The organism is Bradyrhizobium sp. A5 (genome assembly GCF_042076515.1).
Classification (GTDB): Bacteria; Pseudomonadota; Alphaproteobacteria; order Rhizobiales; family Xanthobacteraceae; genus Bradyrhizobium; species Bradyrhizobium cosmicum.
The window spans coordinates 6,617,310-6,630,350 of sequence record NZ_CP148990.1 but is presented as its reverse complement, the minus strand read 5'-3'; the positions used below and the strand labels follow the sequence as shown (position 1 = coordinate 6,630,350).

The following is a 13,041-nucleotide window of genomic DNA, read 5'->3' as shown; positions in this document are numbered from 1 at the left end:
TCAGTGCCGCTTGTAGAGCGTAACGACGCAGGCGCCGCCGAGGCCCAGATTGTGCTGGAGCGCGACTTTTGCACCCTCGACCTGCGTCGGACCTGCCGTGCCGCGCAGCTGCCGCGTCAGCTCGTAACACTGCGCAAGTCCGGTGGCGCCGAGCGGATGCCCCTTCGACAGCAATCCGCCGGACGGATTTGTCACGATCCGGCCACCATAGGTGTTGTCGCCGTCATTGATGAACTTGCCGGCCTCGCCCTCGCCGCAGAGGCCGAGCGCCTCGTAGGTGATGAGCTCGTTGTGGGCGAAGCAGTCGTGCAGCTCGACGACATCGAGATCGTCAGGCCCGATGCCGGCGCTCTCATAAACCCGGCTTGCCGCCTCCTTTGCCATGTCGTAGCCGACCAGCTGCATCATGTCGCCGGCCTGGAAGGTCGACGGCGTGTCGGTGGTCATGGCCTGCGCCGCGATGCGTACCTCTTTGCCGATGCCATGCTTGTCCGCAAACCGTTCGGACACCAGCACGGCGGCGGCGCCGCCGCAGGTCGGCGGGCACGCCATCAGGCGCGTCATCACGCCCGGCCAGATCACCTGGTCGTTCATCACGTCGTCCGCTGTGACCTCCTTGCGAAAGAGTGCGAGCGGATTGTTCCGGGCGTGGCGGCTCGCCTTGGCGCGCACCTTGGCGAAGGCGTCCAGTGGGGTGCCGTATTTCTTCATGTGGCTGAGGCCGGCGCCGCCGAAATAGCGCAGCGCCAGCGGAATGCCGGGGGCATCGATCAGCTGGTCCGCAGCCGCGTCAAATTCCTCAAATGCGCTCGGACGATCGGTATAGACGCTGCCGAGTGCGCCGGGCTTCATCTGCTCGAAGCCGACCGCCAGCACGCAATCCAGCGCGCCGCTCGCGATCATCTGCCGCGCCATGAACAGCGCGGTCGAGCCGGTCGAGCAGTTGTTGTTGACGTTGACGATGGGGATGCCGGTCATCCCGACATGGTAGAGCGCCCGCTGCCCGCAGGTCGAATCGCCGTAGACATATCCGACATAGGCCTGCTGAACCGTCTCGTAGCCGAGGCCAGCGTCGGCGAGTGCGAGCCTGGTCGCCTCCGTCCCCATCTCGTGATAGGGCGCGCTGGCGCCCGGCTTGGTGAAGGGGATCATGCCGACCCCTGCGACGATGACGTCAGACATCGCTTCCTCCCAGTAAATTACCCATTGGACTTTTTATTACCCAAGGGTAATATATCGTCCGATGCCCACCAGAGTCAACCGATCGAGCATGGCTTCAGCGCCGTCCATTCCGCCGCCCTCGGCGCCGCCTTCCCCTTGGCTGCCGTTCGAGAGCAGGCGCCGCGCCCGCGACGAGAAGCGCGAGGCGGTGCTGCGCGCCGCCGTACAGCTTTTCCTGGAGCAGGGCTATCATCGCGTGACCCTGAACGAGGTCGCTGATCGGCTGAACATCACCAAGCCCGCGCTGTACAATTACTTTCGGGGCAAGGACGAAATCCTGTTCGAGTGCTGGTCGATGGGCGCCGAGCTCGTCGACAACGTGATCACGGAGATTGCCGCCGGCGGTGGTTCGGGCCTCGCCAAGCTGCGCAAGCTGGTGCACGCCTATGCCGGGCTGATGGCAACCGATTTCGGCGCGAGCCTGGTGCGATTCGACCTCCGCGATCTGGCCGAGCGAAACGCCGGTGTCGCCCGCACCGCCAAGAAGCGGATCGACGCCACGTTCCGGCGATACATCGCCGCGGGCATTGCCGACGGTTCGATCAGGCCTTGCGATCCCAAGCTTGCGGCATTCGCGATCGCGGGCTCGCTCAACTGGATCGGCCACTGGTATCGCCGTGACGGCGGGCTGTCGCCGACCGCGATCGCCGACGAGTTCACGGTTCGGCTGACCGAAGGTCTGGCGACCGAGGGCAGGCCGCAGATGACAAAGAAGACGCCGAGGGTGCCGAAGGGGCGCAACTCAGGACGCAAAACAACAGGGACGAAGCGCACAGGAGGAGGAACGGGATGAACGTCACACATGGGCTACGGCGCGCGTTGCAGATTAACCCGAACGGGCCCGCCACCGTCTATGGCCAGCGGCGCCGCAGCTGGGGGGGGCTTGGCGAACGCGTTGCAAGGCTGGCGGGCGGCCTGCGCACCCGCGGCATCAAAGACGGTGATCGCGTCGCCGTGCTCTCGTTCAACTCGGATCGCTATCTCGAGCTTTATCTGGCGACGGGTTGGGCGGGCGGCGTGATCGTGCCGCTCAACATTCGCTGGAGCGCCCTTGGAAACGAGGATGCGCTGCGCGACTGCCGTGCTTCCGTTCTGCTGGTCGACAAGGCCTTTGCGCAGGTTGGCGCGCAGCTCGCTGGCGCCATTCCGGGGCTGAAGCTAATCTATGCCGACGACGGCGAGGTGCCGGCCGGAATAGAGAGCTATGAGGATCTGGTCGCGGCCAGCGCTCCGGTTGCCGATGCCATGCGCAAGGGCGACGATCTCGCCGGCATCTTCTACACCGGCGGGACCACCGGACGTTCGAAGGGCGTGATGCTCAGTCACCAGAACCTGATGGCCAATGCTCTCAACGCTCTCGGAGAAGGCCTTTTCCCGGCGAGCACGACTTATCTGCATGCGGCACCGATGTTTCATCTCGCCAACGGGGCCGCGATGTATTCGCTGCTGCTCTCCGGCGGCTCAAACGTGATCGTTCAGGGGTTCACTCCCGAGGGCGTGATGGCTGCGATGCAGAACGAGCGCGTCACCGACGTGCTGCTGGTGCCCACAATGATCCAGATGTTGGTCGATCACCCCGCGATTGGAAACTACGACCTGTCGTCGCTCAAGCACATCATCTATGGGGCCTCGCCCATCAGCGAGGCGGTGCTCGACCGTGCCGCGCGCGCATTGCCGCATGTGCGTTTCACCCAAGCTTACGGCATGACCGAATTGTCGCCAATCGCGACGTTGCTGCACGCCGACGAGCATGTCGGGGATGGGCGCAGAAAGGGCCGTCATCGCGGTGCTGGCCGTGCCACGCTCGGCTGCGAGGTGCGGATCGTCGACGAGAACGACCGGCCCGTGCCGGCAGGGTCCGTCGGCGAAATTGTGGTGCGCGGCGATACCGTGATGATGGGCTATTGGGAGCGGCCCGAGGAGACCGCGCGGGCCGTCATTGATGGCTGGATGCACACGGGCGATGGCGGCTACATGGACGAGGACGGGTTCATCTATGTCGTCGATCGCGTGAAGGACATGATCATCTCGGGCGGCGAGAATGTGTACTCGATCGAGGTCGAGAACGCGCTGGCGCAGCACCCGTCGGTGCTGCAATGCGCGGTCATCGGAGTTCCCAATGAGCAATGGGGAGAGCAGGTCCATGCCGTCGTGGTCAAGCGCAGCGGCGTGGAGGTTTCGCCCGGCGAGCTGATCCAGTTCACGAAGACGTTGATTGCCGGCTACAAATGTCCCCGCAGCATCGAGATCACCGAGACGCCGCTGCCGCTGTCGGGCGCCGGCAAGGTGCTGAAGCGCGAGCTGCGCAGGCCGTTTTGGGATGGTCGGGAACGGCGGGTCAGCTAAAGACCTTCGTTCGCGCGGGCCGCACACATCAGGGTCAAGCGCGAGGTCTGCTGTTTTCAGATCGCGGTCGCGCAGGTACCATCGAGGGAATTCATCGGGAACATCTGGTCTTGGTCGAGACGCGCGAACTCAAGCTCGACATCGAACGCATCGGTATGGTTTCGGCGCTCCTGACGCGGCCGGACCATGCGCGCGCCTGCTACGTGCTGGCGCATGGTGCGGGCGCCGATATGAGGCATTCCTTCATGGAGAAGGTCGCCGAGGGCCTTGCGAGCCGCGGCATCGCGACGCTCCGCTTCAATTTTCCCTACATGGAAAAGAAACAGGGCCGTCCCGACCAGCCGGCGGTCGCGCAAGCCGCTATCCGCGCGGCTGTGGAAGCGGCGGCGCGAATGTGCCCGGGCGTGACGCTCGTGGCCGGGGGAAAGTCCTTCGGCGGGCGCATGACCTCGCAGGCGCAGTGCAAGGCGCCATTGTCTGGCGTCAAAGGGCTCGCCTTCCTCGGCTTTCCCCTCCATGCCGCCAAGAAGCCGTCGACCGAGCGCGCCGAGCATCTCGCCGATGTCGAGATCCCCATGCTGTTCCTGCAAGGCACGCGCGACGGACTTGCCGATCTCGGCCTCCTCAAGCCTGTGGTCGCGGCGCTCGGAGCGAAGGCGACGCTGCATGAGGTCGAAGGCGGGGATCATTCCTTCGCGGTGCTCAAGAAGTCGGGGCGTACGAACGAGGATGCGCTCACAGAAGTGCTCGACGCGCTCACCGCCTGGGTCGATCAGCTCGGCTGAGTGTCACGCGGAATAAAGCCCCTTGTCGCGCGCCTTCTGGATCGCCAGCGCGGCGATCAAGTCGAGCGTCGGCGTCGACAGGCCGGCGGCGCGGGCGAAGGCGGCGGGCGCCTTCACCAGCACGTCGATCTCCATGGCGCGGCCGAGCTCGTAATCCTGCAGCAGCGACGGCTTGTGGTTGGGGGCGGGGCCGCTGCGCGTCACGCGCTTGACCTCGGGGATGAAATGCTGGGCGATGTCGTTGGCCTCGTTCAGCATGCGCGGAATGACCTCGGCGAAGGCCGGGTCGTCGCGCACCCCGCGCGCGGTCTGGCCGGTCAGCAGGCACAGCACCGAGAGCGACATGTTGATCAGCAGTTTCGACCAGATCGCCTCGCGGATCTCGGCCACCGGCGGCGATTCCAGTCGCGCGTCGTTGAAGACGCCGCGGAGCCTGGTGATGCGCTCGCAATTGCGGTCGTCGCATTCGCCGATCAGGAGCCGGTTGCGGTCCGGCGTCAGGTTCTGCACCACGCCGGGCGCAACCACCTCGTTGGAGGAGAAGACGACTCCGCCGATGATCCGCTCCTTCGGAATGCAGGCCCGCAGGCGCCCGCCCGGGTCGAGGAAGGACATGTCGGGCGGGGTCGGGTGCCGCGGCGGCAGGCCGATCCCGTACCACCAGGGAATGCCGTTCTGCGCGAACACGATCGCGGTGTCGTCCTGCAGCAGCGGCTTGATGCTGGAAACCAGCCCCGGGAGCGCGGTCGCCTTCAACGTGCTGATTACCACGTCCTGCGGACCGAGCTGGGCTGGATCGCCGGAGGCATTCACCTTGGCGGTGACCTCGGAATCGCCGACGCGCAGCTTGAGGCCGTTGGCGCGGACCGCCTCCAGATGCGCCCCGCGCATCACGCACGAGACGTCATGGCCGGCGCGTGCCAGCCGAACCGCGATGTGGCTGCCGACGGCGCCCGCGCCGAAAATGCAGATGCGCATGGATATGTCCCGTCCCTGATCCCATAGTGCCGCCCGGCGCCAGCATGACACAAGCTGCCATGCGATGGGCGCGGCCGCGCTACGCCACAAAGATATGGATCAGGGCGCGCGGCCTCGGCCATAGTGCGGGCCAAACAAACGACCGGAGGATCGCCGATGACTGCCAGCCCTGTCCTGTGGAGCCTCGATGCGCGCGGCGTCGCGACCGTCACGTTGAACCGGCCGGAGGTCAACAACGCCTATGATGGCGGGCTGATCGTCGGCGTGCTCGCGGCCATGGACGATCTCGGCCGGAAGCCGGGCCTCCGGGTTGTCGTGCTTCGGGGCAACGGCAAGCATTTCCAGGCCGGCGCCGACCTCAAATGGATCAACGGCGTGCGGCCGCAATCGATCGAGGCCAACGAGGCGGCGTCGCGGGCAACCTTCGAGGCGGTGCAGCGGCTCAACACGCTGCCGATCCCGACTGTCGCGCTGGTGCAGGGCGGCTGTTTCGGCGGCGGCACCGGCGTGATCGCGGCCTGCGACGTCGTGATCGCGGCCGACAATGCCCTCTTCTCCATTACCGAGGTACGCTGGGGCCTGACGGCCGCGATCATCATCCCGCAGCTCTGCGATGCCATTGGCGTACGGCAAGTCCGTCGCTATGCGCTCACGGGCGAACGCTTCGGCGCCGAAGACGCGCGCCGCATTGGCCTCGTGCATGACGTCGTGCCGCTCCCCGAACTCGAGGCCGCCGGAGCCAAGGTGGTCGAGCAGCTGCTCGCCAACGGACCCGAGGCGATGGCAGAGACCAAGCGGCTCGCGCTGGAGAGCTCGTTCGGCGGAATGGCGGTGGACGATGCGGCTTACAAGCGGCTCGTGCACCTGCATTCGGTCAAGCGCCAGAGCGCGGAGGCGGCGGAGGGCCTGGCGTCGTTCGCGGAGAAGCGGGCGGCGAACTGGGGTGGCGCAAAGGGCTGAACGTCAGAAGCTGCGGCAGATGTTGTTGATGCTGCGATAGACGGCACCATCGTCCTGCCGTATCTGCTGCTTGTGCTTTTTCGTACCTCATCCTCCCGACGAACAGCCACCAGAGGAACGTCCCATGCGAGCCATGACAATCGAGGAGCCCGCTCGCCAGATTCCGCTCTATGGCGAATATGAAGTCGTCGTGCTCGGCGGCGGTCCGGCCGGCATCATCGCTGCGGCCTCGGCCGCGCGCGCCGGGCGCAAGACGCTGCTGATCGAGCGTTACGGCTTTCTCGGCGGCATGGGCACCGCGGCCGGCGTCACAAATTTTTGCGGCCTGCATGGCAATGTCTATGGTCAGGCGCATCGGCTGGTGCAGGGCATGGCGTCCGATCTGCTGGCGCGGATCGACCGCCTCAACGGCCTCAATGCGCCGCACCTGATCCTCGGCAAGGTCTTCGCGCAGGCCTATGACACCGCGGCCTACAAGATCGCGGCCGACGAACTGCTGGCGAGCCACAAGGTCCACATCCTCTTCCATGCGCTCGGTGCCGGCGTGGCGATGGGCGATAACAGCCGCATCGATGCGCTGCTGCTCGAGACCAAGGCCGGCCGGCAGGCGGTGCGATCGGAGATCTTCATCGATTGCTCCGGCGACGGCGATCTCGCTGTCTGGGCCGGTGCGCCGTTCGAGCTCGGCGATGAACACGGTCATCCGATGTATCCCTCGATGATGCTGCGCCTCAACGGCATCGATCCTGTGAGGGCCGGGGAGGCCTGGCGGACCATCCCGCAATTGATGGAAAAGGCGCTCGCCGCCGGCACCCACACATTCCCGCGCAAGAGCGCGATCGTGCGGCCGCAGAAATCCGGCATCGAATGGCGGGTGAATTTTACCCAGGTGGCGCGCGAGGACGGCCACGCCATCAACGGCATCGAGCCTGACGATCTCACCCGCGGCGAGATCGAGGGCCGCAAGCAGGCGCTGGCCGCGTTCGAATTCCTGCGCACCGTGCCGGGCTTTGAAAAAAGCTACATCGTCGACCTGCCGCCGCAGCTCGGCATTCGCGAGACCCGCCGCATCAAGGGCGGCTACCAGCTCAGCGGCGAGGACGTGCTCGGCTGTGCCTCGTTCGAGGATTCCATTGGCGTCAATGGCTGGCCGATCGAGGCCCATGTTCCCGGCGACGTCGTGTTCACCTTCCCACCGATCCCGGAATCGCGCGGCTATAATGAGCTGCCTTATCGGATGCTGGTGCCCGAAGGCGTCGACAATCTCCTCGTCGCCGGCCGCTGCGCCTCGATGACCCATGAGGGCCAGTCGGCAGCGCGGGTGTCCGGTGCCTGTTTCGTGATGGGCGAGGCGGCCGGTTCCGCCGCCGCGCTCGCGCTCGCCGGAAACCGGATTCCACGCGAAATCCTGGTTGAAAAGTTGCAGGAAACGTTGAAACAACAGGGCGCCTTCATCGGGCGGGATCAGCCCGTGCCCGCAGGGCTCTAACGGGCCGACAAGAGAACCACTGGAGGAAACGGGATGATCGGGATTGCGCGGCTCGCATTGGCGAGCCTGTTGGCGATCATGGCGGTGGGCACGGCCCGGGCCGAGGACGCGCTGAAGGCGAGGGTTGGCGTGCTCCGCCTGTCGTCTTCCGCGCCGGTCTTCATCGCGCAGGACAAGGGCTACTTTCGCGAGGCCGGCCTCGATGTGGAGCTGAAGTTCTTCGATGCGGCCCAGCCGATCGCCGTCGCCGTCACCTCGGGCGACATCGATTTCGGCGTCACTGCTTTCACCGCCGGTCTCTACAATCTCGCCGGCAAGGGCGTGCTGAAGGTGATCGGCGGCATGAGCCGCGAGAAGGCCGGCTATCCCCTGATCGGCTATTTCGCCAGCAACAATGCCTACGCGGCCGGGCTGAAGACGCCGAAGGATCTCGCGGGCAAGCGCATTGCGGTCACGCAAGTCGGCTCCTCCTTTCATTATTCGCTCGGCCTGCTCGCCGACAAGTATGGCTTCAAGCTCGCCGAGGTGAAGGTCATCCCGCTGCAATCGCTGTCGAACGCGGCCGCTGCGCTTAAGGGCGAGACCGTCGACGCGGCGCTGCTCCCCGTCTCGACGGCGCGCAAGCTGATGGACGAAGGCGGCGCGAAATTCCTAGGGTGGGTCGGGGACGAGACGCCCTGGCAATTGGGCGCAGTGTTCGCCGCGCCGAAGACGTTGACCAACAAGGTGCTGGTGACGAAACTGCTCGGTGCGCTCGCAAAAGCCGACCGCGAATATCACGACGTGATCCTCGCCGCGATGAAAGACGGTGTCGCACCGATCAACGAGCAGACAAAGCCGCTGCTGGAGATCATCGCAAAGTACACCAACCTTCCGGTCGAGCAGGTGGTCGGCAATTGCGCCTATATCGATCCGGACGGCAAGCTGGACGTGAAGAACGTCGACAACCAGATCAAATGGCTGCAGGAGCAGGGATTCGCGGACAAGGGTTTTGACGCGAATGCGATCATCGCCAGGGACTTTGTGAAGGCGGATTGATGCTGCGTTCCCCCAACCATCCCCGTCATCCAGAGGTGCAAGCATTGCGATGCGTAAGCATCGCGATGGGAGCCTCGAAGGATGAGCGGCCGAGATGTATCTGGGCCGTGCATCCTTCGAGGCTCGCTTCGCGAGCGCCTCAGGATGACGGATCGAGGGGCGCTTCATGGACCTGATCGCCAACCACATCTCCCATCGCTTCGGCGACCTCGCCGTGCTCGACGACGTTTCCTTCACCGTCGGCGCCGGCGAGGTGGTGGCGATCGTGGGTCCGTCGGGCTGCGGCAAGAGCACGCTGCTGTCGATCCTCGGCGGATTGCTGCAGCCGACCTCCGGCGCGCCCGAGCTGCGCGGGACGCCGCCGGCGGACAGCCTCAATCCGCTGACCTTCGTGTTCCAGGATTTTGCGCTGCTGCCCTGGGCGAGCGTCGAGGAGAACGTCGAATTCCCGCTGCTGCACGCCCAGCTCTCGGCCGCGCAGCGGCGTGCGCAGGTCGAGGACGCCCTGCGTCGCACGGGCCTCACCGATTTCCGCAAGACCTATCCAAAACAGCTTTCCGGCGGCATGCGCCAGCGTGTCGGCATTTCGCGGGCGCTGGCGGTACGGCCCGCGATCCTGCTGATGGACGAACCGCTGTCGGCGCTGGACTCGCAGACCCGCGAGCTGCTGATGGAGGATTTCGTCCGCCTGCTCGCCGATGGCGGCATGGGCGCGGTCTATGTCACGCACAATCTCGAAGAAGCCGCGCGGCTGGCCGACCGCATTGTCGTGCTGTCGCGCCGGCCGGGCCGGATTCGCGAGGTCGTGATGGTGCCGATGACCCGCGCAGAGCGCGGCGAGACGGTGGCGCGTGGAAAGCTGCTCGCGCTGCAGGACCAGATCTGGTCGCTGATCCGCAACGAGGCGATCGACGCTGAACGCGAGGTTCTGCATGCTTGAGCGCGCGGGCGCGCCTGCAAAGGACGACACGACTCGGCGCGTTCGCTTCCGCGGCGCTGGCTTCGTGCCGGCGAGCAGCCGCTTCGGCGGCTGGATCGCGCTCGCGCTCGTGATCGCGCTCTGGCAGGCGGCCGGCAGCGCCGGTCTCGTCAATCCGCTATTCCTGCCGGCGCCCTTGGCCATTGCGCGCGCGATCTACCAGCTCGCGATCTCGGGTGCGCTCTGGCAGCATTTGTCGGCCTCGCTGCTGCGCATCGGCGTCGGCTGGGTGCTCGGCACCGCGGCGGGCATTGCGGTCGGCTTCGCCATCGGCCTGTCGCGGCTCGCGCGCAGCGTCGGCATCACGTTCATCTCGGCGCTGTTTCCGATCCCGAAGATCGCGCTGCTGCCGCTGCTGATCCTCTGGCTCGGCATCGGCGAAGAGCCGAAGATCGCGACCATTGCGCTCGGCGTGTTCTTCTCGACCGCGATCTCGGTCTATAGCGGCGTCGACGCCGTGCCGCGCAACCTCATCCGCATGGCGCAGAGCTTCAACGTTCCATTCGCCACCATCGTGCGCAAGGTGATCTGGCCCGGCGCGCTACCCGCGATCCTCGCCGGCTTCCGCATCACCGCCTCGGTCGCGCTGCTGCTCGTCGTCAGCGCCGAGATGATCGGCGCGCAATACGGCATCGGCGCGTTCGTGCTCCAGGCCGGCAACCTGATGCAGACCGATCAGCTGCTCGCGGGCGTGGTGATCTTGTCGGTGTTCGGGCTGGCGGTGGGGAAGGTGATCGGCTGGCTAGAGGTCAAGCTGCTGCACTGGCGGTAGCTGGAGTCGCCGCTGCTGTAGGGTGGATTAGCGAAGCGCAATCCACCACCTTGGTCATCGCAGCGGAACCTATGGTGGATTACGCCTTTGGCTAATCCACCCTGCAAGACCGCTACGCATTGCCACGATCTTCCCGGAACAAATCCAGCTTCTGCTGCACCGGCCGATCCGAGAAGCTGAACAATACCGCATCGTCCTCGGCCTCGTGCGTCACCCACTGCCAGCTCGGCACCACGAACAAATCGCGCGGGCCCCATTCGAAGACGGCATCGCCAACGCGGCTGCGGCCATGGCCTTCGATCGGGCAGAACACCGTCGCATCGGTCGAACGGTAGCGTGCAGTCTTGAAGCCTTTCGGCAGCAGCTGGATGAAGGTGCCGATAGTCGGCATTGCGAAATCGCCTGTCTCTGGATTGCTGAATTTCAGCTTCAGCCCGTGGCAGGCATCCCATTCCTGGCTCGCGCGAGCCTTCTCCAGCGCCTCACGGGTGTGGGCATAGGGATAGCTGAAGATAGGTGAGGTCTTCGAGCTCCGCTTCACGTCGACCGGCAGCAGATTGTGGCCGTAGCGCGCAAAGCTGTCGCCGGCGGGCTTGGTGATTGTCTGCTGGTCTTCCTTCGAGCCTTCCGCAAAGGAACAGTCGAAGAACTGCACCAGCGGGATGTCGAGGCCGTCGAGCCAGAACATCGGCTGGTCGGTTTCGTTGGAATGATCGTGCCAGGTCATCGATGGCGTGATGATGAAATCGCCGGGCTCCATTGCAGTGCGCTCGCCGTCCACCGCCGTGTGGGCGCCCTTGCCCTCGAGCACGAAGCGCAGCGCCGACTGGCTGTGGCGGTGCGCGGGCGCGACGTCGCCTGGCACCACCATCTGCACGCCGGCATAGAGCGAGGTCGTGATCCTGGATTGTCCGCGTAGGCCGGGGTTCTCCAGCACCAGCACACGCCGCTCGGCTTCCTTCGCCGTGATCAGCTTGCCGGCCTCACGCATGTAGTCACGGATGACGTCGAATTTCCACAGATGCGGTCGGCACGCGCTCTTCGGCTCCGGCGTGATCAGGTCGCTCATGACAGTCCACAGCGCGGTGAGATTCTCGCCGTCGATCTTCTTGTAGAAGGCCTCGCGTTCCGGCGTCTTGGTCACGGCTTCCATGGCGCGGCTCCCGTCTGTTTTGTTGATTGACAGTATACTGACGGTCTAGGTAGCGTCAACGTTACAAGACTAAAAGGGAGGGTATCAATGAAGTTGCATGGCTATTTCCGTTCCAGCGCCGCCTATCGCGTGCGGATTGCACTGAACCTGAAGGGCCTCGGTGCCGAGCACCTGCCGCATCATCTGCGCAAGGGCGAGCAATGCGCGCCAGCTTATCTTGCCATCAATCCGCAAGGCCTTGTGCCGGCGCTGGAGGATGATGCGGGTGTGGTGCTGACCCAATCGGTCGCGATCATCGAATGGCTCGACGAGACCCATCCCAATCCGCCGCTGCTGCCCAAGGATCCGTTGCAGCGCGCCAAGGTGCGCGCCTTCGCGCTGGCCATCGCTTGCGACACTCATCCGGTGCAGAATCTGAAGGTGCTGGCGCGGCTGCGCGAGCTTGGGCTTGCCGAAGAGAAGGTCCAGGAATGGGCGGCGTGGGTCAATCGTGAGGGGCTGTCGGCCTGCGAAACGCTGATCAGGCACGAGCCGGGGCCGTTCTGCTTCGGCGACGCGCCGACGCTCGCCGATCTCTGCCTGGTGCCGCAGCTTGCCAATGCGCGTCGCTTCGGCGTCGATGTCGCGGCCTATCCGCGCCTGCTCAAGGCGGAGGCCGCGGCCAAGGCGCTGCCGGCGTTCGCCAACGCCGCGCCGGAGAAGCAGCCCGATGCCGAGTAAGCCCGCGGCTCCGATCACGATCGACGCGGTCTATGCCGCGCCAGGCTATTTGTTCCGGCGCATGCAGCAGATCGCGGTCGCGATCTTCATGGAGGAGTGCAAGGCATTCGACCTCACGCCGGTGCAATATGCGGCGCTGATCGCGATCCACACCCATCCCGGCATCGACGCCACGCGGCTGTCGGCGGTGATCGCCTTCGACCGCTCCACGCTCGGCAGCGTGATCGAGCGGCTGCAGGCCAAGGATTATATCGAACGCAAGCCGGCTCCGGAGGACAAGCGGATCAAGCTGCTCTATCTGACGAAGCCGGGCGCTGCGATCCTGCGCGAGATCATCCCCGCCGTCGAGCGCGCCCAGGCGCGCATGCTGGAGCCGCTGAAGCCCGCTGAGCGCAAGGCGCTGATGGGGCTGATGGCGCAGCTCGTCGATCTCAACAACGAGGCCTCGCGCGTGCCGCTGCGCGCGGAGGATGCGCTGGAGCATCTGGGGAAAACGGGGTGAGGGGGATTTGAGGCGATGCTCGTGCCTCACACACAGCTGTCGTCCCGGACAAGCGAAGCGCAGATCCGGGACCCGTACGCCGCAGCTGTAGTTTCGTA

At 65.4% G+C, this 13,041-nt stretch carries 13 protein-coding genes; 10 read left to right on the top strand and 3 right to left on the bottom strand.

Annotated features, from left to right (window positions below; genetic code table 11):
- Entirely contained in the window at window positions 1–1,182 is a 1,182-nt protein-coding gene (locus WHZ77_RS31345; RefSeq protein WP_375311463.1) for a lipid-transfer protein, read from the bottom strand.
- 88 nt (window positions 1,183–1,270) lie between these two features.
- On the opposite strand from WHZ77_RS31345, the gene WHZ77_RS31340 reads away from it, so the two are divergent.
- The 3 genes from WHZ77_RS31340 to WHZ77_RS31330 all read left to right on the top strand — a co-directional run bounded on the left by WHZ77_RS31340 (window position 1,271) and on the right by WHZ77_RS31330 (window position 4,352).
- Window positions 1,271–2,014 carry a TetR/AcrR family transcriptional regulator gene (locus WHZ77_RS31340; protein ID WP_375311462.1) on the top strand — a complete coding sequence of 248 codons (744 nt, stop codon included), beginning with the start codon at window positions 1,271–1,273 and terminating at the stop codon, window positions 2,012–2,014.
- On the top strand, window positions 2,011–3,567 hold the full coding sequence (locus WHZ77_RS31335) for a long-chain fatty acid--CoA ligase (RefSeq protein WP_375311461.1): 1,557 nt from the start codon (window positions 2,011–2,013) through the stop codon (window positions 3,565–3,567). The genes WHZ77_RS31340 and WHZ77_RS31335 overlap by 4 nt, the downstream gene beginning before the upstream one ends.
- A gap of 155 nt (window positions 3,568–3,722) precedes the next feature.
- Window positions 3,723–4,352, top strand: a complete 630-nt coding sequence (locus tag WHZ77_RS31330) for an alpha/beta family hydrolase (RefSeq protein ID WP_375314852.1) — start codon at window positions 3,723–3,725, stop codon at window positions 4,350–4,352.
- Between the two features lie 3 nt (window positions 4,353–4,355).
- Here WHZ77_RS31330 and WHZ77_RS31325 read toward each other — a convergent pair whose 3' ends face one another.
- Window positions 4,356–5,330, bottom strand: a complete 975-nt coding sequence (locus tag WHZ77_RS31325) for a ketopantoate reductase family protein (RefSeq protein ID WP_375311460.1) — start codon at window positions 5,328–5,330, stop codon at window positions 4,356–4,358.
- Window positions 5,331–5,486: 156 nt separating this feature from the next.
- Here WHZ77_RS31325 and WHZ77_RS31320 point away from each other — a divergent pair, with 156 nt between their 5' ends.
- The 5 genes from WHZ77_RS31320 to WHZ77_RS31300 all read left to right on the top strand — a co-directional run bounded on the left by WHZ77_RS31320 (window position 5,487) and on the right by WHZ77_RS31300 (window position 10,568).
- The gene (locus tag WHZ77_RS31320; protein WP_375311459.1) at window positions 5,487–6,290 is read left to right on the top strand and encodes an enoyl-CoA hydratase-related protein; all 804 of its coding nucleotides are present in this window, start codon (window positions 5,487–5,489) and stop codon (window positions 6,288–6,290) included.
- A 124-nt stretch (window positions 6,291–6,414) separates the two neighbouring features.
- Window positions 6,415–7,779 (top strand): FAD-dependent oxidoreductase, encoded by a 1,365-nt coding sequence (locus WHZ77_RS31315; RefSeq protein WP_375311458.1) that lies wholly within the window; start codon window positions 6,415–6,417, stop codon window positions 7,777–7,779.
- A gap of 33 nt (window positions 7,780–7,812) precedes the next feature.
- Window positions 7,813–8,817 carry an ABC transporter substrate-binding protein gene (locus tag WHZ77_RS31310; protein WP_375311457.1) on the top strand — a complete coding sequence of 335 codons (1,005 nt, stop codon included), beginning with the start codon at window positions 7,813–7,815 and terminating at the stop codon, window positions 8,815–8,817.
- Between the two features lie 166 nt (window positions 8,818–8,983).
- Window positions 8,984–9,757: an ABC transporter ATP-binding protein gene (locus tag WHZ77_RS31305; RefSeq protein WP_375311456.1), complete on the top strand. Its 774-nt coding sequence runs from the start codon at window positions 8,984–8,986 to the stop codon at window positions 9,755–9,757.
- The gene (locus tag WHZ77_RS31300) at window positions 9,750–10,568 is read left to right on the top strand and encodes an ABC transporter permease (RefSeq protein WP_375311455.1); all 819 of its coding nucleotides are present in this window, start codon (window positions 9,750–9,752) and stop codon (window positions 10,566–10,568) included. The genes WHZ77_RS31305 and WHZ77_RS31300 overlap by 8 nt, the downstream gene beginning before the upstream one ends.
- Window positions 10,569–10,680: 112 nt before the next feature.
- Here the strand turns inward: WHZ77_RS31300 and gtdA are convergent, their stop codons facing one another.
- A complete protein-coding gene (gene gtdA / locus WHZ77_RS31295; protein ID WP_375311454.1) occupies window positions 10,681–11,721 on the bottom strand; it encodes a gentisate 1,2-dioxygenase in 1,041 nt (346 codons plus the stop codon).
- A gap of 87 nt (window positions 11,722–11,808) precedes the next feature.
- Here gtdA and maiA point away from each other — a divergent pair, with 87 nt between their 5' ends.
- Window positions 11,809–12,441: a maleylacetoacetate isomerase gene (maiA, locus tag WHZ77_RS31290; protein ID WP_143842245.1), complete on the top strand. Its 633-nt coding sequence runs from the start codon at window positions 11,809–11,811 to the stop codon at window positions 12,439–12,441.
- Entirely contained in the window at window positions 12,431–12,943 is a 513-nt protein-coding gene (locus WHZ77_RS31285; RefSeq protein ID WP_014439334.1) for a MarR family winged helix-turn-helix transcriptional regulator, read from the top strand. Before maiA ends, WHZ77_RS31285 begins: the two co-directional genes overlap by 11 nt.
- Window positions 12,944–13,041 lie beyond the last annotated feature (98 nt).